Genomic DNA, 16,700 nt, shown 5'->3' with positions numbered 1-16,700 from the left:
TATATTCAAAAATGGTTTTTATACAGAATCGAATAGTCATGCCTTCGAGGTAAAAAATCATCCAAAATGAACAAATTTGAGTTTGTACTCTTACCAATGATTGTCCAAAAATCATTGGTAACGTCTTGCTGCTAGAGGTAAGCATCAAGCGACTCTGTCGTAGATAACTGCGAGCAAAAAAATCATACTACCTAAAGAGAGGCGAATTGATCGCCTCTCTTTTTTATTCAGGTATCGCCAGCTCACCTAATGGCACGTATCGCGCCTTGTTTTCTGTTCGATAAAAGCTGATTTTCTTTATCTTCCAGCCATAGCGTAAATACTTAGTGTCGGTCAGATAGTAGCCTTCTCCCATTGAAAACCGCTCTCGATGCTCCACACTTTTCTCTTTGTCATTCAGAAAGGCCGTCTCTGGATGATTGAGGCTCGCTTTACGCATTTCCGAAAACAGATGTCTGTTGTGCTTCGACCATGCCAGTATGATGGTCTTTAACGTTTTGGTATGAAACTCACCCGCATACGGCTCACTGATTTCTGCATCATAGTCGGTGAGTGTCGCCACAATCACACCTTTAGCCCATATCGGTACTTCCAGAGCCTCTTGGAACGCCTCCTCCGCTTGTTGGTGCTCGCGCCATGCTTCTTCCCGCTCCTGTTGTTTGGCTGCTTCTTTTGCTGCCTCCTGTGCTTTGGCTTGCGCTTCAATCTGCTTAATCTGCATTCGACCCAAATCAACGTTTGTACAGTCCAATGCGTACGTCCTAATGAATCGGATGAGCTGCTGGTGGTGCTTGTCATGCAGCCACCGCTTATCGGCTTCTTCTTTGTGTATATGGTAGTAATTGAGCGTGCTTAAACAGTGCTCTGCAAATCCTTGGTCATTACCCCCACAGCCTAAATCTAAGCGGCATTCGTGTTGGTGCTCATTATCAAAGGTGACCGTCACTTTGGTTTTATCGTACCCGCCTAATGGATTGGTCTTGGCCACTTCTAACGCTTTGGCTTCAAAATCTGCAAAATCATACTCGGTGTCAGAATCAAAGGCTCTGGATTCTGACCAATGAACATAAACGGTGATGGGAAAAATAGGGGCTGAGACCTCAGCTCTTTCATCTTGAGGTTGGTGCTGTTGTGGGCTTACTGGTGTTTCAATGTTTTGACTGTTCATGGTGGATGCTCCTTTTTCGTTATAAAGCGGTAGCAGACAGCACACCGAGCATCGGTGTCTGTTTGAGTTGTTGGTTATCGAGATAGAACAAGCTCAAGCCTTGAGTACTTAGGCGTAGCTTGGTGGGGATAGCGTTAAGGCACTGGCCTACGAGGGTGAAACGCAGCGTCTGTTTCTGGATGAATGCTTGCTTGATGGTCGCAAGGTGTGGGAAGTAATTCATGTGCTCTGTAGGCAAGTCCACCTCAATGCACCTTAGCCACTGTCGATACGTACCACTCTCTTGGGTATCCATCTCACTCTGTTCAAACAGGGATTGATATTGCTGTTTGGTGCGTTCAGGCAACAGGCAAGCAAAGTAGCGAGTGGTGAGCGTTAAAATGAGGCTGTCGTATTGCGCAGTCACCCAAGGCAGGGGCGTGGTGCGTTTAAAACTGTCTTTGCCCTCCAGGCGCGTTTTTTCTGCATAACCTAAATCCGCGAGGATGTTTAACCATCGTCGAATCGTATCAGGGGACTTTCCTATTCCTAACGCCTCTGAGACATCACACACACTCTCTAAAGATTTGGGGTAACGAGTAGGAAGCTGAGCAAGCAGTAAAAAGACCGCTTCGATATTGGATGGTGGCATGGCTGTGCTCCTATAGAATGAAAAAAGCCACAACCGATTAGGCTGTGGCTTGAACTAACATTAAGAATGAATTGAGGCGCTTACTCCTCGTTGTAGCGCTCGTGAGTGATGAGCGGATGGTCATGAGTTGGACAGTCAGGTAACTCTGGTCTGTCTTCTTCCAACGCTTTATCTATCAGTGCGGCAGATGTGCCAATCGCAGTCGACACCGCAAAACCGGCTGCACTGATGGTGCCAATGGCCCCAAAAACAGGGGCGGCGGTAATGACGCCCGCGACACTGGCTGTGGCTGCGACAGCTTTACCAACGGTTACATACCAAGACATGGTGGTCTCCTTTTTTTGTTGAGTGAAAGTAAAAAGGCCATCTCAAAATGAGATGGCCTTATCGGGTGTTGCTATGATTAGAGTGGTTATTGTTAGGGTGAGTACGCTTTATCATTGAGGCCCCACCGTAATAAGGTCATAGGCGTCCATCGCCATGTACGCCAGAAAGTTATGCTCCCAAAGCTGATACAGCTCTTTTGCTGCACTGTCCTCTTTAATGGGTGCCCAGCCTTGCTGGTGGTGGGCAAACCATTCTCCTCGGCTGAAATCAAAATCGAGTCCTCGCTCTAATTCAGGGTAGTGATGACCGATATAAGCAAAGTCCGTGATGTAGCTGTAATGCCATGCGCCATCACTGTGTTTATTGAGACAAATTTCAACCGGATGAAAGCCGCCCTTTTCAGCGCTGTAACTGGCATCTCGAAAGTTGAAGATAATACCGTCAGCATCAATTAGTGAATCAGCAAGCTCATCATCTAACGTAAGCTGGTGTGCTAGCGTTGTCACAATAGAGTGTATCAGAGCATCAGAGACAGGGAGCAATGACGCTTTGATGTTGGTGGAAAGAAACCCTATTTGGCTTCGGATTAACAGTTGTTTAGACATAATGCGCCCTCCTACAGGCAGTAAGATAAGGTAATTTAAAATAGAACGGTTGAGTTCGAGCCAGAACGACTCATGATAAAGCGGTCATTGACCGAGGTGACTTAAGGGCTAGATGGCGTGCTTTTTCACTGCGCGGTAAGGCGGTGCAGAGCCATTGAGCCAGCACTTGCCTTGATAGCGAGTCACTAACTGTTGAAAGAGCCACATCTCAAACGCAGAGCTTGGCGCAATGGAGACATCAAAACCGTCTTCATCACCACGTGTTCGGTCTTGCCAAGTGGCCTTAAAATCCGACAGGTGCGTGTTCAACACACGATACGACTCTTGCTCCTTTTCATTTTGAGGGACACGTAACCAAACAGAAAGGCGCTGACAATGCGGCATCACTCGATAATCACGAGCCTGGTCTAATGTCTGACGTACAGCACGTATCCACCCTTCGGCTTTGGTATCACGTCCATTGAGTTTTAATCCACCCGATTCCGCTTGCGCGGACCAATCACAGCCGTATTTAACCAGCAGGCTATGTTGCGTATCGACGCCACAAAACTGCCAATCACGACACCGCTTATTGGTGTCTGGATCAAATAGATTACTGCAACCTATCAACATGTGAAGCATAATAAGGTCATCGCTTCTCAATAAGCATTGGTAACGCTCATACAGACGTTTCTTAAGCTGATGGTCACTCATGGCTGTCACGTCTTGATTCAAGCGCTCAGTAAAGAGCTGACGCACCTGCTGCTCGATGTCTTTCTCTGGCACGCGCAGTGCCAGTTGTTCATACACAATGTCATAAGACATGATGAATACTCTCCCTTTCAAAATAACAAAAACGGCCCATCAGAATGACAGGCCGTCTCAATAAAAACGATATCTTCCGCGTCATGTTTTCACCTTGGTAAACCTCACATCATCAAAATGTTCATCCATTAACTGACGACAAAACATCCGAGACCAACTGAGCAAGACATCCATGACTTCAGGCCTAGCGAGCTCACAGCCTTTGATGTCTGGCTGATAAAACCAGCCGCGTTTGAAGTTAAAGTACAACTCTGGTGTCACACTGCGGTGCGTGTCATCGGGATAAGCAAAGCTGGCGATAAACACCACACGCCACTGCTGGTCATGACGCTCTAAACGCACTTCAACAGGATGAGTGCCACGACGAGTTTGATAGTAAGGCGTATGACGAAAGCTCACGGAGAGCTTATCGACATTGATAGGTCTTGGGGCACTGTCCAGCGCCGCACTTAAACACTCAACCAATGAAGGTAATAAAGTCACCTCATTGTCATAGCAAGACACAACAGTATTCATCACAACCACCCTCGCTCGGCAAAAGAGACGCTTTCTTTGCCAATCACAATATGGTCCAGCACACGAACGTCAATTAACGCTAAGGCATCGACGAGACGGCGGGTAATCTTTCTATCAGCTTGAGATGGCTCAGCGACACCAGATGGGTGATTGTGTGAAAAGATAACCGCTGATGCATTATGCTTAAGCGCGGCTTTCACGACTTCACGGGGGTACACGGAGGCGGCATCCACCGTACCTTGAAACAGCTCATCAAAGGCTATCAGTTGATGTTGGTTATCCAGAAACATCACGGCAAACACTTCACGCTCATAATGCGCGAGTTTACAACCGAGAAACTGTTTAACGTTACTGGGGTTTGTGTAGGCATCACCGACTTCAAAGCTTTGAGCTAAGATATCGGCGGCTTTTTCGAGTACTTGCATGGCCGTAACAGGCGCAGGAAACTCATAGGTTGCAATGGGTAAGTGGGTAGGCATAGGTCAATCCTCTTAGGTTACAGGCACAAAAAAGCCCGCAGCGCATAAGAGCGTTACGGGCGATTAAGAATAGAGATACACCTAGGTAATATAGACCTGTTATTTTTTGATATGGTGCTTTATTTTTGAGTGATAACCGTTAGGCTGTAGTCTTGGAACCCATCCACCTGAATTCTAAAAACCCCCTCTCCCTTTGAGTCTTTAATTATCGTCTCGATTTCACCCCCATGATCTAAAAATTCTTCAAATGCCAATTCAAGTTCACGATAAGCACGGAAGTTTCTAAACTTAGGACCAAGCACGCGTTCGATAGTATCATCTAAGCTACTTTCAACTTGATCTATATCTGAAAGTAACATGCGTTTGGGTAACGGAAAGGTAAAAGCGTTTGTCAATTTTGAGCCGTTGATATCCACTGTTGCGCCCATCTGCTTGTACATTGCACCTAACTCTTGAGCAACGGAAATCGTTTGTTGTTTTTCTTCGTCAGTAACATAAAATTCATGCCATAGAGTGACAGAAGCGATAATTAAGGCCACGCATAAACTGAATGTTCTTCCGTGACTTTTCCCATAGATGACTCCAAGAACCGAAAAAAAGAGCAGCCCCACATCCAAGTATCTTGTATGAAATATCCTACCGAAAATACAACGTATATCAAAAAGTCAAAAGCTGCGGTTAGCAACATGAATATGACAAGAACAATAATAGCTAAGTAATTCATAATCGTCTGATTCCCTCTCTGTTAATTAGAAGTAGAAAAATATTCATTACCAAGATTGGTATGAACCTTTACTTCTAATACGTCCTCAATTGAGCATCGAAACCTGTAGTGGCATAGTGAATTTGGTCACTTAGTTAGAGGTGATATCATCACCTCATAAGTTAACAGGTGACACTATGACAAAACGTACAAGACGACTATTTAGCGCAGAATTTAAGTTAGAAGCAGCGCAGTTAGTCCTAGATCAAAATTACTCAGTGCATGAAGCAGCCCAAGCCATGAATGTGGGTAAATCCACGATGGATAAATGGGTTCGCCAACTTAGAGGAGAGCGCCAAGGGAAAACACCGAAAGCCTCTCCTATGACCCCTGAGCAAATAGAAATTCGGGAATTGAAAAAGAAGTTGGCTCGCCTTGAAGAGCATAATGAAATACTAAAAAAAGCCACAGCTCTGTTGATGTCGGACTCACTGAACAATTCTTGATCATCAAGAAACTCAAGCAGAGCTACAGCGTAAAAACATTATGCGAAGTCTTCAATGTTCATCGAAGCAGTTTTAACTATTGGCTTAAACGCCCAACGGTAATTAATGTTGAAATAGTAAAACTTCGCAGCTTGGTTAGTGAGGCGCACACTGCAAGCAATGGCTCTGCGGGAGCAAGAACCATTGCAGATATAGTTACAACCCAGGGCGTAAAGCTGAGTCGTTACCGAGCGACAAAACTGATGAGAACTCTTGGTTTAGTGAGTTGCCAAGAGCCAAAGCATCGTTACAGAAAGGCTTCACAAGAGCATATTGAAGTTCCAAATCACTTAGGTCGTCAGTTTGCTGTTACCGCCCCAAATGAAGTCTGGGTTGGCGATGTTACGTATATTTGGACGGGTAATCGGTGGATGTATTTAGCGGTCGTTATCGATCTTTTTGCTCGTAGAGTGATTGGTTGGTCGATGTCTTTATCACCTGATAGTCGGTTAACAGGCAAAGCTTTGTCGATGGCTTATGAGTCTCGCGGCAAGCCAAAAGGTGTCATGTTCCATAGCGATCAAGGTAGTCACTATACAAGTCGTAAATACCGCCAATTACTGTGGCGCTTTCAAATAAAACAGAGTTTATCTCGCCGAGGAAACTGCTGGGATAATGCGCCAATGGAGCGCTTCTTTAGAAGCCTGAAAACGGAATGGGTGCCAACAGTGGGTTATCGTAGCTTTTTTGAGGCTCAACAAGAGATCACTCGCTACATTATCGGATATTACTGCCAACTCAGGCCACATCAGTATAACGGTGGTCTGACTCCCAATGAATCAGAACGATTATATTGGGAAAGCTCTAAAACCGTGGCCAATTTTAGTTGACCACTACAACCCCACTGCTTTCTTTTGGCCAAATTGCAGTGAGCTAGGGAAGAAGCTAAGTGGCCTACCATCCAGTGTTTTACTCATTGTTGGACAGTGTCCTCTATTGATAGTGACTCCTTGCAAAGTAACGGAATCAGTCACAGCTTGAATAATCAGAGTCGGGATTGGAACTTGGCGAAGAGTAATATCTCTTGCATAAGTCGTTTTTAGAGAGATTGAAACTAAACCTGTATTGCGATACGTAGTATCCGCTTCAGAAGTGTGAGTTTGTTGGTTGTCCGTTGCTTTAGGCTCTTGAGGGGAACGATTTTTATTCGCTACTGAGAGAAAGTTGTCGCTGCATTGTGTAAACTCCCCTTGATATTCAAATAGAGCAATATCAAGGTCATATTTTCCTACTTGGCAATACTGCCCATTAATCTTTGAATAAATGTCATAAATACATCCTTGACTACCGCAAAAGTACGAACTGTAAGCTGCGTAATCTAAGACGCCGTCATCGTTAAAATCAGCCGCTTGTATCGTTACTTTTATGCTTTCATCATTAACGACTTCATTAGCTACTCGCCACTGCTGCTCAATATCACTCTTAATTGATGCGTTTGCGGTTGGTAGGATAAATAAAGATAAAGTTATCCATAAACCTGACCTTTTCATTGGAACCTCTTACACCTAAATTAAAAGTAAGCAGGCTACATATTGGCTTTGCACTATTTGCAAACACTGACGTTAAAGGTTTAAGTTGTGATTAACATCACGATTAATCATCTCATCCGTCGTAAAAAACCAACTTTGCATAATGTGCAAAGTCAGTCATTACTCTGGGAAGCCATCTTTGAAATAGAAAATGGCACTTCTTTGGCTGATAAACACCCAATCAAAACGATGGAGCTATTACTGACTCTTTGTGATGTCATTCCCAAGCACACATCTCAACCATTAGGCTACCAAGCTCTTGCTGATGCTGTCATCTCTCGTGGTACATCTGCGAGTTATCACTCCGTTAGGCGGATCTTAAAGAATAGGCGTTTACAAGAGTTACTGGGTATTGAGGTTCTGACGGTGGGAACCTCTCATGCTGTGCGATATCGTGCTAATTATCTAGAAGGCTTTCCCCATGCGGCTCTTATTGCACATCTATCCTCGAACATGCTTCTTCATTATTTACCAGACAAAGTAAGAAGTCGTTTCCTTGAAGCGATTTCTCCTTATCTTGATCAGTTTGAAAAGCTGCATGATGGGAATCGAGATAAGCGTTGGTTAAATAAACTACCCGTCGATCAGAAAAGTGCTCACCATTGGTCCAAGCAGGCAATGACGCCAGAGCTTGATAGTATTCTTGGTGCTTTATATACCGAGCAATGGTTAGAAATTACTTATCAGACAGAAACGAACAGCACTCCTTTGACAGAAGTCATTTGGCCTATTCACTTAAACCTTGATGAGCCAGAGGGTGTAAAGCTCTGTTATTCTCGTAATCAAGCACAGAAAGCAACGACGAGCATCCCTCTTGCTCTGATATCTCACGCTAAGCGTCAATATTACTCGTAAAGTTCTTGTTGGCTATATGTGGCAGTATGCTAGCCGTCTAGCTAAACGTTAATCGGTTCTACTCATAAACCTAGTTGCTAACTAAGTCGGAGTAATCAATGTATAATCAGGGTTCTGACTCAATAACAAATAGAAAAGCTATGTGTACTGATACTAAGTGGAGAATGACTCCCAATATACCTCTTGCAAAGCAGCTAGCAAAACGTGATGTCCCTTCTTTGGTGTATAACGCTGTTAATCTCGAAGGCGTTGCTATGACGTTACCGGAAGTGCAAACCATACTTGATGGGGTAACGGTTGGTGGACATAGGATCAGCGATCAAAACATGGCTCAAAATCAAGCCAAGACTTGGCAGTGTATTTTCGAGTTAGTTAATAATGGCAGTTTTTCGTTTACCAAAGAAACTGCTTTGTCGCTTCATTCTATTGCAGCGGAAGAGGAGGCGTTGGAATGGGGTAAATTTCGTACAGGGTATGTATCTATTACAGGCTCAGAGTATGAACCACCAGCTCCAAGTGAGTTAGATGAAAAATGGTTAGAAATAGAAGCTAATGTTTCCGAACAACTCGATGTTTACGATAGAGCTATCACGGCTTTCTTACAAATGGCTAGAAACCAATTCTTTTGGGATGTGAATAAGCGAACGGGGCGCTTTATGATGAATGGAATTTTATTAAGCAAAGGCTATCCGATCATTAACGTCCCAGCTAAAAGGCAACAAGAGTTCAACACATTGATGTTGGACTTCTACACAACGAACAATATGCAACCTATGAATCAGTTTTTACGTAGTTGCATTGATGAAAAGCTGATGAAGAATTTTCAGGTGGGTAAGCTCTAGTCTCAGCAGTGTAGTGATGAAAATTTTTGTTCCCGTACCCAGAGCCGTACCCAGTAGAGTTATTTACCTTATCTGATGGCATATAACTCATTGATCTTTAAGTTCCAATAGGGCTCCTGCTTCCATGTGGTGGGTGTAAGGAAACTGGTCGAACAGAGCAAAACGCGTCACGTTATGTGTTTGGCTAAGAATATCGAGATTTTCTTTTAAGGTGTCTGGGTTGCATGAGATATAAAGAATTCGCTCGTAGCCTTGCACCATTTTACACGTATCAACATCCATCCCTGAACGAGGCGGATCAACGAAAATCGTGTTGCAGTTATAGCTGCTGAGATCGACATTGGCTTGTTTCAAACGACGAAATTCACGTTTACCTTGCATAGCTTCTGTAAAATCTTCGGCTGACATGCGAATGATTTGCACATTATCGATGTCATTTGCAGCAATGTTGTATTGAGCAGAGACAACCGAAGGCATAGCAAGCTCGGTTGCAAGAACACGCTCAAAGTTTTTAGCAAGAGCCAGTGAGAAGTTACCGTTACCACAATAAAGCTCGAGAAGATCGCCATGACTGTCTTGGGTGCAGTCTGTCGCCCATTCCAACATTTTCTCAGCGACCTTTCCGTTAGGTTGAGTGAAGCTGTTTTCAACCTGTTGGTAGATATAACTTTGGCCGTTCACATCGAGTTTCTCGATAACATAATCGCGATCCAGTACGATTTTCATTTTCCGGGCACGACCGATTAAATTGAGATTGAACCCTTCATCATTTAAACGTTGCTTTAGTGCTTTTGCTTGCTCTGTCCAAGCATCATCGAGTTGACGGTGGTAGAGCAGTGAAACCAAAATTTCACCGCTGAGTGTTGAAAGAAAGTCCACCTGAAATAATTTATGACGAAGCGCTTCATTCCCTTTCATGGCATCAATAAGCAAAGGCATTAAATCATTGATTAAGCGACTGGCTGCGGGAAATTGATCAACGCGATATTTTTCCTTGGTTTCTTGATTGAACATCACGTAGTACATGTCTTCACCTTGGTGCCAAACACGAAACTCTGCGCGCATACGGTAGTGTTGATCCGGTGATTCAAACACTTCCAGATCAGGCACATTATACGGTGCAAACATTTGGGTAAGACGCTCTGTCTTTTCGGCCAATTGTTGTTGATAGTGCTCAGGGTTTACATCAAGACTCGCCATGGTATTGCCTTTATCGGTACGGTGCATTCTAAGAAAGAGCGCAGATTTTATTCAATCTAAACCACTTGTCCAGTGATGAATGAACCTTGTGGTGTTTATAGTCTATAAAACTATAGCTTATGGTTATCTTTATCTAGACAAAACTCAGATAGACGCATAATATCCTCACCGAACTGGTGCCATTTAGATGTATAGATGGCTGAAAAGGGAATCTGGTGTAAATCCAGAACTGACGCGCAGCGGTAAAAGAGAACGAAGACTCATAGGACACTGTACTAGAAAGTATGGGAAGTCGAGTACTAGGCGGTGAAAACCATGCTCTTAAGTCCGAATACCTGCCAGTAGCCGAGAAGTACATTCGATAATGATATCAATGCTCGGTAGGATTTTCGCGATTTAGGACAAACAACATAATGAACAAATCAATTCTAGCGATCGCTGTAGCATCGCTAACCACGCACGCCTCTTTTTCTTACGCAGAACAACAAGTCGATGAGACCATGGTTGTGACAGCAAACCGTTTTGAGCAGCCACTAAGCGATGTTATCGCATCGACAACCGTGATTTCGAAACAAGAAATTGAAGTCACTCAAGCTAAATCCTTAGTCGATGTTCTTAAAAGAGTGCCAGGGATTGAGGTTTCTCAAAATGGTGGACGTGGCCATAATGCCTCAGTCTTTATGAGAGGTTACAACAGTGACCAGGTTCTTTTTCTCATCGATGGTGTTCGAATCGATTCCGCTGCTGGTGGCATTAGTTTTAATCATATCCCTGTAGGAATTATCGAAAGGGTTGAAGTTATTCGCGGTTCTGGTGGAGCGCTTTATGGGTCAGACGCTATTGCTGGTGTGATTAACGTTATTACCGCTTCGGGTGATACTTCGGAATCGACAACAGTTTCTATTGGTGCAGGCAGTGACGCTCAAAAAGAAGCGAACTTTGCTACCACCAGAACGTTTGCTCATGGCGGTACATTAAAGTTAGCAGGTGGCTTTGAAGAAACGGATGGTTATGACATTAAGGATCCAGCAACCGATTTGAATTATGGCTATGAAAGCCAAAATTTGTTCGCTGCTTATTCTCAAGATATTAATGCACAATTAACCGGAACAGCATCGGTACGTTGGTACGACAGTCTAGCTGAGTATGACGCATTCGGTAAAAAGTATGGCTACACTGAAAATTTGAGCATGACTGGTGAGTTAGCGTATGTAGGCCACAGCTTAAATTCAACACTAAGAGCAAATCAGCAATCTATTGAAAGTCTGGATTATTCTCAAACTGAGGGGAAAGATAATGCGAGTAGTAAAAAGACAATAGATCTCACTAATCTACAATTTTTAAATCAATACGTTTTTTCTGAAAATATTTCAGTAGGCGCTGGTGCTGATTGGCGAAGAGAAAAGTTAAATGATGATGCTTTATCCTACGGTTCACCAGATAAACTAGCGGGAGAATCTAGGGATACAACGGGCGCTTATGCTTCTACTGATATCAATTTTGGTGATCTCCACCTAGCAGGTAGCGTTCGTAATGATAAACATGACACCTATGACAATCACACCACTTGGTCAATCGGAGCGCGTTACCATTTAACGTCTGCTCATTCTGTTAGGGCGACGGCTGGTACATCATTCAAAGCCCCGAGTTACTCTGATTTGACAACGAACCCTGATTTGAAACCGGAAGAAGCGAATAATCGAGAAATTGGATACACAGGCGACTTCGATATCTTCAGCCTAGACGTAACAGCATACGATAATGAAGTCGATAATCTTATTATTTGGTATCAAGGTAGTCCTTGGTACCCACAAAATGTGGATGCTGAATTACAAGGCCTAGAGATTACCGGTCGCTTTAAAACATGGTTCGTTAATCATACTGTAACCGCGGAATTTAAAGACCATAAAGATTCAAAAGGTAATAAATTGGCAAAGCGTGCTGATCAAAATTACAAGTGGTTGATGGACGCTTCTTACCAAGATTTCGATGTGAATTTAACTTATACCTATACAGGCGATAGGTTGGGTAACCCTAATGAAACGTATAGCCCAGAAAATATTTTACCGTCCGTCAGTCTATGGGATGTATCACTAGGGTATTGGATTTCATCAGAGCTAGTGATCCGTGGTCGTATTGATAACTTAACAAATGAGAAGTACCAAACTAGTTTGGGTTACAATGCCCCAGAACGCAGATACTTCGCAAACTTAACGTATCAATTCTAAATGCTTAAGCCGCCTTCGGGCGGTTTTTTACTTCTGGATAACCTCATATGAAAAAGAATGTAGTCATAAGCTGGTCGAGCGGTAAGGATTCAACACTCACCTTATTGCGCCTACTAGAAAATCCTGAGTATCAAGTTGTTGCTTTGTATACTACCCATGTAAACAATGACGTTCCGTTCCAAGCAACACCTCTAGAAGTTGTCCAAATGCAGGCGGACTTAATCGGTTTGCCATTAATTACTATCGAGCTTCCTTGTGTATTTCCTAGCAACGACATTTACCAAAGCACGGTGATTGATGGCCTAAAAGAATCCAAACTATCGTTCGAGGCCGTCGCCTTCGGTGATATGTTCTGTAATGGGATTGCGGAATACCGAAGAAGCTATATGGAACCAACTGGTTGGGAGTGTGTATTCCCATTAATGGGGGAATCATCTCAATCACTGGCTCAAGAAATTATCCAAAGAAACATAGTAACGTCGTTAATCATGATTGATGGTGAGCGTCTATCTCGAGATTTTTGTGGGCGAATTTATAACGAAACGTTTTTGGAAGATTTACCTCAAGGCATCGATCCCTGCGGTGAAAATGGTGAGTTCCATACATTAGTCACAGAGGCGCCCTGCTTTAGCGGAAGAATTGAGCTCGAATTGCAACACATTGATCACGATGAGCGATTCAGTTATCAAAGGTATAACGCAATCGCATTGCCAAATCAGAAAGAGCAGGTATGATCATCTGGTTCGAATCTAGGAATCTATCGTGTGTTGAATCAAAACCATCCTGCAGTCCTTATTTTTGATTCCGGTGTTGGCGGGCTATCTGTCTATCAAGAAATCAAAACTCTCTTGCCGCAAGTAAATTGTACGTATCTTTTTGACAATGAGGCTTATCCCTATGGGGAACTCACTCAAGAGGTACTCATTGAGAGAGTCGACACGCTGATATCGAACTTTGTAGAAAACCACCATGTCGATGCGGTTGTTATCGCTTGCAACACTGCAAGCACCATCGTCCTACCCGCATTAAGACAAAAATTAGTAATTCCCGTCGTTGGCGTAGTTCCGGCCATTAAACCAGCCTCCTTATTGGCGAAAAAAGCAGTAGGGCTTATTGCTACACCTGCAACCATTACTCGCGAATATACAAAGGATCTTGTTCGAAGCTTTTCAAGTGACACTCGTGTTGAGATGTTAGGTTCCACGTTACTGGTGGAAATGGCAGAAACAAAACTCAGAGGAAAAGAAATCAATTTAGAGGCGCTGGCGCAAATCATTGCCCCACTCATTGGGCATATCGATGTGGCTGTTCTAGGCTGCACTCACTTTCCTCTGATTAAGCAGGAAATAGCCCAAGTGCTAGGCAATAGCGTTATCTTAGTGGATTCAGGAGAAGCCATCGCTAGAAGGTTAAAGTCACTGTTGAATGTAGAAACTGGACATAGCTATGAAGGTGAGCAAGAGGTTTGGAGTAGTGCGCCGCCATTAGATGAAAGCGCACTAAATACTGCATTAAAAGAACTAGGGTTTAGTCCTGTCCAATGTCTTCGTTTTCAGGGTGTTTAGGATCGTTTGCTACTCTGACTTTCAAAGTACGTTGCATGTAGTCTTGGTCGTTGAGTGCGTCGATAGTTGAATTAACATCGCTTGATGCCACAACCACAAAACCAAACCCTCGGCGTTTACCCGTGCGCTTGTCTTTCATTAGGCGTACAGCAAAAACCTCACCATGCTTAGAAAAAAGTTCCCTAACATGTGCTTCATTTGCTTTATAAGGTAAGTTGCCTACATAAAGAGTTTGTGTTGAAGGAGAAGAAGTTTCAGAAGTTTCCGTGCCAGTGTTAGAAGGTTTAAAGATAAGAGCAGAAGCACAAACACCGATAAGGAAGGCGAATATAGATGGAATATCTACTAGATAAAGGATGACAGAGCCAATAACTGCAACGGCGACTACCATTAAGATCGATTTATTAGAGTTCATATTGAATACTACATTTCAATTAATAAGAGAGAGTTACGTCTATCGTTAACAAAATAGACACATGAATCTTACGTACATGTGCTGAGTTTTACCAATATAATGATGTGACATGACTCAAATGTTGAAATTTTATTCAATATTAGTGAGGTTGGTGGCTTTTTAGGCGAACGGAATTTATTTTATAAAAAAGCCTTGTCATAAAGTTAATCCTCTCTATAATGCCGCCTCACTGACACGGAATGAGAGAAACATCACATTGCGTGTTCGGTAGAAATAAAGAGTTCGAAATTAACTCTTGACTCCAAAAGTTTAAAGCGTATTATACGCACCCCTAGCAACGAACGGTAACGAACGAAAGCTAGGCGCTCTTTAACAATTTAAACCTATCAATCTGTGTGGGCACTCGTTGATGATAATCCAATATGTTTTTACCTAGGTAAAAACAGTTTCTTCGGAAACAACTTTGGTTTCAATGAACTGAGTGACCAATTCAATTTGGTACAGCCTTGAGCTGTTTGATTTCACTTTTTAAAGTGAAAACCAAAAAGAGCACAGTCAATTCATTATCTTTCTGTTGGAAAGATAATAGCTTTAGAATTACAGGTTTATCTTCGGATAAATCCTAGTTTTGAAGTCAGTATTCGTTGAGCCGAGCCCTATTTATTTAGGGAATCAAAATCTTAAATTGAAGAGTTTGATCATGGCTCAGATTGAACGCTGGCGGCAGGCCTAACACATGCAAGTCGAGCGGTAACAGAAAGAAAGCTTGCTTTCTTTGCTGACGAGCGGCGGACGGGTGAGTAATGCCTAGGAAGTTGCCCAGTAGAGGGGGATAACCATTGGAAACGATGGCTAATACCGCATAATCTCTTTGGAGCAAAGCAGGGGACCTTCGGGCCTTGTGCTATTGGATACGCCTAGGTGGGATTAGCTAGTTGGTGAGGTAATGGCTCACCAAGGCGACGATCCCTAGCTGGTCTGAGAGGATGATCAGCCACACTGGAACTGAGACACGGTCCAGACTCCTACGGGAGGCAGCAGTGGGGAATATTGCACAATGGGCGAAAGCCTGATGCAGCCATGCCGCGTGTATGAAGAAGGCCTTCGGGTTGTAAAGTACTTTCAGTCGTGAGGAAGGGGGTAAGTTTAATACGCTTATCTCTTGACGTTAGCGACAGAAGAAGCACCGGCTAACTCCGTGCCAGCAGCCGCGGTAATACGGAGGGTGCGAGCGTTAATCGGAATTACTGGGCGTAAAGCGCATGCAGGTGGTTCAATAAGTCAGATGTGAAAGCCCGGGGCTCAACCTCGGAACTGCATTTGAAACTGTTGGACTAGAGTACTGTAGAGGGGGGTAGAATTTCAGGTGTAGCGGTGAAATGCGTAGAGATCTGAAGGAATACCAGTGGCGAAGGCGGCCCCCTGGACAGATACTGACACTCAGATGCGAAAGCGTGGGGAGCAAACAGGATTAGATACCCTGGTAGTCCACGCCGTAAACGATGTCTACTTGGAGGTTGTGGCCTTGAGCCGTGGCTTTCGGAGCTAACGCGTTAAGTAGACCGCCTGGGGAGTACGGTCGCAAGATTAAAACTCAAATGAATTGACGGGGGCCCGCACAAGCGGTGGAGCATGTGGTTTAATTCGATGCAACGCGAAGAACCTTACCTACTCTTGACATCTAGAGAAGCCAGCGGAGACGCAGGTGTGCCTTCGGGAGCTCTAAGACAGGTGCTGCATGGCTGTCGTCAGCTCGTGTTGTGAAATGTTGGGTTAAGTCCCGCAACGAGCGCAACCCTTATCCTTGTTTGCCAGCACGTAATGGTGGGAACTCCAGGGAGACTGCCGGTGATAAACCGGAGGAAGGTGGGGACGACGTCAAGTCATCATGGCCCTTACGAGTAGGGCTACACACGTGCTACAATGGCGCATACAGAGGGCAGCAAGCTAGCGATAGTGAGCGAATCCCAAAAAGTGCGTCGTAGTCCGGATTGGAGTCTGCAACTCGACTCCATGAAGTCGGAATCGCTAGTAATCGTGAATCAGAATGTCACGGTGAATACGTTCCCGGGCCTTGTACACACCGCCCGTCACACCATGGGAGTGGGCTGCAAAAGAAGTGGGTAGTTTAACCTTTCGGGGAGGACGCTCACCACTTTGTGGTTCATGACTGGGGTGAAGTCGTAACAAGGTAGCCCTAGGGGAACCTGGGGCTGGATCACCTCCTTATACGATGATTTTCACGATGAGTACCCACACAGATTGATATGTTTAATACGTTAAGAGTT

17 protein-coding genes, 1 rRNA gene and 1 riboswitch are annotated in these 16,700 nt (G+C 44.0%); of the genes, 7 read left to right on the top strand and 11 right to left on the bottom strand.

All coding sequences use genetic code 11. From position 1 onward, the window contains the following. Positions 1-223: 223 nt before the first annotated feature. The 8 genes from QF117_RS20155 to QF117_RS20120 form a co-directional block, all read right to left on the bottom strand. Positions 224-1,168 (bottom strand): LPD25 domain-containing protein, encoded by a 945-nt coding sequence (locus QF117_RS20155; RefSeq protein WP_282387843.1) that lies wholly within the window; start codon positions 1,166-1,168, stop codon positions 224-226. 19 nt (positions 1,169-1,187) lie between these two features. After that, positions 1,188-1,799: a hypothetical protein gene (locus QF117_RS20150; RefSeq protein WP_282387845.1), complete on the bottom strand. Its 612-nt coding sequence runs from the start codon at positions 1,797-1,799 to the stop codon at positions 1,188-1,190. Between the two features lie 80 nt (positions 1,800-1,879). Continuing rightward, entirely contained in the window at positions 1,880-2,125 is a 246-nt protein-coding gene (locus tag QF117_RS20145; protein WP_282387847.1) for a hypothetical protein, read from the bottom strand. Positions 2,126-2,236: 111 nt separating this feature from the next. Further along, a complete protein-coding gene (locus QF117_RS20140; RefSeq protein ID WP_282387848.1) occupies positions 2,237-2,731 on the bottom strand; it encodes a DUF2787 domain-containing protein in 495 nt (164 codons plus the stop codon). 108 nt (positions 2,732-2,839) lie between these two features. Then, the gene (locus QF117_RS20135; protein WP_282387849.1) at positions 2,840-3,535 is read right to left on the bottom strand and encodes a hypothetical protein; all 696 of its coding nucleotides are present in this window, start codon (positions 3,533-3,535) and stop codon (positions 2,840-2,842) included. Between the two features lie 81 nt (positions 3,536-3,616). Further along, complete coding sequence (locus QF117_RS20130) at positions 3,617-4,051, bottom strand: DUF2787 family protein (RefSeq protein ID WP_282387850.1); 435 nt, start codon at positions 4,049-4,051, stop codon at positions 3,617-3,619. Then, complete coding sequence (gene radC / locus QF117_RS20125) at positions 4,051-4,530, bottom strand: DNA repair protein RadC (protein WP_282387852.1); 480 nt, start codon at positions 4,528-4,530, stop codon at positions 4,051-4,053. The genes QF117_RS20130 and radC overlap by 1 nt, the downstream gene beginning before the upstream one ends. A gap of 119 nt (positions 4,531-4,649) precedes the next feature. Further along, the gene (locus QF117_RS20120) at positions 4,650-5,069 is read right to left on the bottom strand and encodes a hypothetical protein (protein ID WP_282387872.1); all 420 of its coding nucleotides are present in this window, start codon (positions 5,067-5,069) and stop codon (positions 4,650-4,652) included. 361 nt (positions 5,070-5,430) lie between these two features. On the opposite strand from QF117_RS20120, the gene QF117_RS20115 reads away from it, so the two are divergent. Next, positions 5,431-6,608, top strand: a protein-coding gene (locus tag QF117_RS20115) for an IS3 family transposase (protein ID WP_282385346.1) whose coding sequence is annotated in 2 segments (ribosomal slippage) — positions 5,431-5,689 and positions 5,689-6,608 — 1,179 coding nt in all. Because the reading frame shifts where the segments join, the coding sequence is not laid out codon by codon here. Between the two features lie 3 nt (positions 6,609-6,611). Here QF117_RS20115 and QF117_RS20110 read toward each other — a convergent pair. Continuing rightward, positions 6,612-7,268, bottom strand: coding sequence for a hypothetical protein (locus QF117_RS20110; RefSeq protein ID WP_282387871.1), 657 nt, complete (start codon positions 7,266-7,268; stop codon positions 6,612-6,614). A gap of 87 nt (positions 7,269-7,355) precedes the next feature. On the opposite strand from QF117_RS20110, the gene QF117_RS20105 reads away from it, so the two are divergent. Next, positions 7,356-8,162 carry a hypothetical protein gene (locus QF117_RS20105; RefSeq protein WP_282387870.1) on the top strand — a complete coding sequence of 269 codons (807 nt, stop codon included), beginning with the start codon at positions 7,356-7,358 and terminating at the stop codon, positions 8,160-8,162. A gap of 140 nt (positions 8,163-8,302) precedes the next feature. Then, positions 8,303-9,004 (top strand): Fic family protein, encoded by a 702-nt coding sequence (locus QF117_RS20100; RefSeq protein WP_282387868.1) that lies wholly within the window; start codon positions 8,303-8,305, stop codon positions 9,002-9,004. 87 nt (positions 9,005-9,091) lie between these two features. Here QF117_RS20100 and trmA read toward each other — a convergent pair whose 3' ends face one another. After that, positions 9,092-10,204: a tRNA (uridine(54)-C5)-methyltransferase TrmA gene (gene trmA, locus QF117_RS20095; RefSeq protein WP_282387867.1), complete on the bottom strand. Its 1,113-nt coding sequence runs from the start codon at positions 10,202-10,204 to the stop codon at positions 9,092-9,094. A 157-nt stretch (positions 10,205-10,361) separates the two neighbouring features. After that, positions 10,362-10,562: riboswitch (cobalamin riboswitch) on the top strand. 55 nt (positions 10,563-10,617) lie between these two features. On the opposite strand from trmA, the gene QF117_RS20090 reads away from it, so the two are divergent. The 3 genes from QF117_RS20090 to murI are packed head-to-tail and all read left to right on the top strand — an operon-like array spanning position 10,618 to position 13,997. Beyond that, positions 10,618-12,432 (top strand): TonB-dependent receptor, encoded by a 1,815-nt coding sequence (locus tag QF117_RS20090; RefSeq protein ID WP_282387866.1) that lies wholly within the window; start codon positions 10,618-10,620, stop codon positions 12,430-12,432. 47 nt (positions 12,433-12,479) lie between these two features. Then, entirely contained in the window at positions 12,480-13,166 is a 687-nt protein-coding gene (locus tag QF117_RS20085) for an adenine nucleotide alpha hydrolase (RefSeq protein ID WP_282387865.1), read from the top strand. A gap of 30 nt (positions 13,167-13,196) precedes the next feature. After that, positions 13,197-13,997, top strand: coding sequence for a glutamate racemase (gene murI, locus QF117_RS20080; RefSeq protein WP_282387863.1), 801 nt, complete (start codon positions 13,197-13,199; stop codon positions 13,995-13,997). On the opposite strand, the gene QF117_RS20075 is transcribed toward murI, so the two are convergent. After that, positions 13,960-14,412, bottom strand: a complete 453-nt coding sequence (locus tag QF117_RS20075; RefSeq protein WP_282387862.1) for an RNA-binding protein — start codon at positions 14,410-14,412, stop codon at positions 13,960-13,962. The genes murI and QF117_RS20075 overlap by 38 nt on opposite strands. A gap of 682 nt (positions 14,413-15,094) precedes the next feature. On the opposite strand from QF117_RS20075, the gene QF117_RS20070 reads away from it, so the two are divergent. Continuing rightward, positions 15,095-16,641, top strand: a 16S ribosomal RNA gene (locus QF117_RS20070). Positions 16,642-16,700 lie beyond the last annotated feature (59 nt).

This window comes from Vibrio sp. YMD68, from assembly GCF_029958905.1.
Classification (GTDB): Bacteria; Pseudomonadota; Gammaproteobacteria; order Enterobacterales; family Vibrionaceae; genus Vibrio.
The sequence above is the reverse complement of the archived record's forward strand: the minus strand, read 5'-3'. Positions and strand labels throughout refer to the sequence as shown.

What these genes read in the sequence shown, in the direction of transcription:
- QF117_RS20155 (WP_282387843.1), bottom strand. Translation starts at nt 1,168, where the DNA reads ATGAACAGTCAAAACATTGAAACACCAGTAAGCCCACAACAGCACCAA.
- QF117_RS20150 (WP_282387845.1), bottom strand. Translation starts at nt 1,799, where the DNA reads ATGCCACCATCCAATATCGAAGCGGTCTTTTTACTGCTTGCTCAGCTT.
- QF117_RS20145 (WP_282387847.1), bottom strand. Translation starts at nt 2,125, where the DNA reads ATGTCTTGGTATGTAACCGTTGGTAAAGCTGTCGCAGCCACAGCCAGT.
- QF117_RS20140 (WP_282387848.1), bottom strand. Translation starts at nt 2,731, where the DNA reads ATGTCTAAACAACTGTTAATCCGAAGCCAAATAGGGTTTCTTTCCACC.
- QF117_RS20135 (WP_282387849.1), bottom strand. Translation starts at nt 3,535, where the DNA reads ATGTCTTATGACATTGTGTATGAACAACTGGCACTGCGCGTGCCAGAG.
- QF117_RS20130 (WP_282387850.1), bottom strand. Translation starts at nt 4,051, where the DNA reads ATGAATACTGTTGTGTCTTGCTATGACAATGAGGTGACTTTATTACCT.
- radC (WP_282387852.1), bottom strand. Translation starts at nt 4,530, where the DNA reads ATGCCTACCCACTTACCCATTGCAACCTATGAGTTTCCTGCGCCTGTT.
- QF117_RS20110 (WP_282387871.1), bottom strand. Translation starts at nt 7,268, where the DNA reads ATGAAAAGGTCAGGTTTATGGATAACTTTATCTTTATTTATCCTACCA.
- QF117_RS20100 (WP_282387868.1), top strand. Translation starts at nt 8,303, where the DNA reads ATGTGTACTGATACTAAGTGGAGAATGACTCCCAATATACCTCTTGCA.
- trmA (WP_282387867.1), bottom strand. Translation starts at nt 10,204, where the DNA reads ATGGCGAGTCTTGATGTAAACCCTGAGCACTATCAACAACAATTGGCC.
- QF117_RS20090 (WP_282387866.1), top strand. Translation starts at nt 10,618, where the DNA reads ATGAACAAATCAATTCTAGCGATCGCTGTAGCATCGCTAACCACGCAC.
- QF117_RS20085 (WP_282387865.1), top strand. Translation starts at nt 12,480, where the DNA reads ATGAAAAAGAATGTAGTCATAAGCTGGTCGAGCGGTAAGGATTCAACA.
- QF117_RS20075 (WP_282387862.1), bottom strand. Translation starts at nt 14,412, where the DNA reads ATGAACTCTAATAAATCGATCTTAATGGTAGTCGCCGTTGCAGTTATT.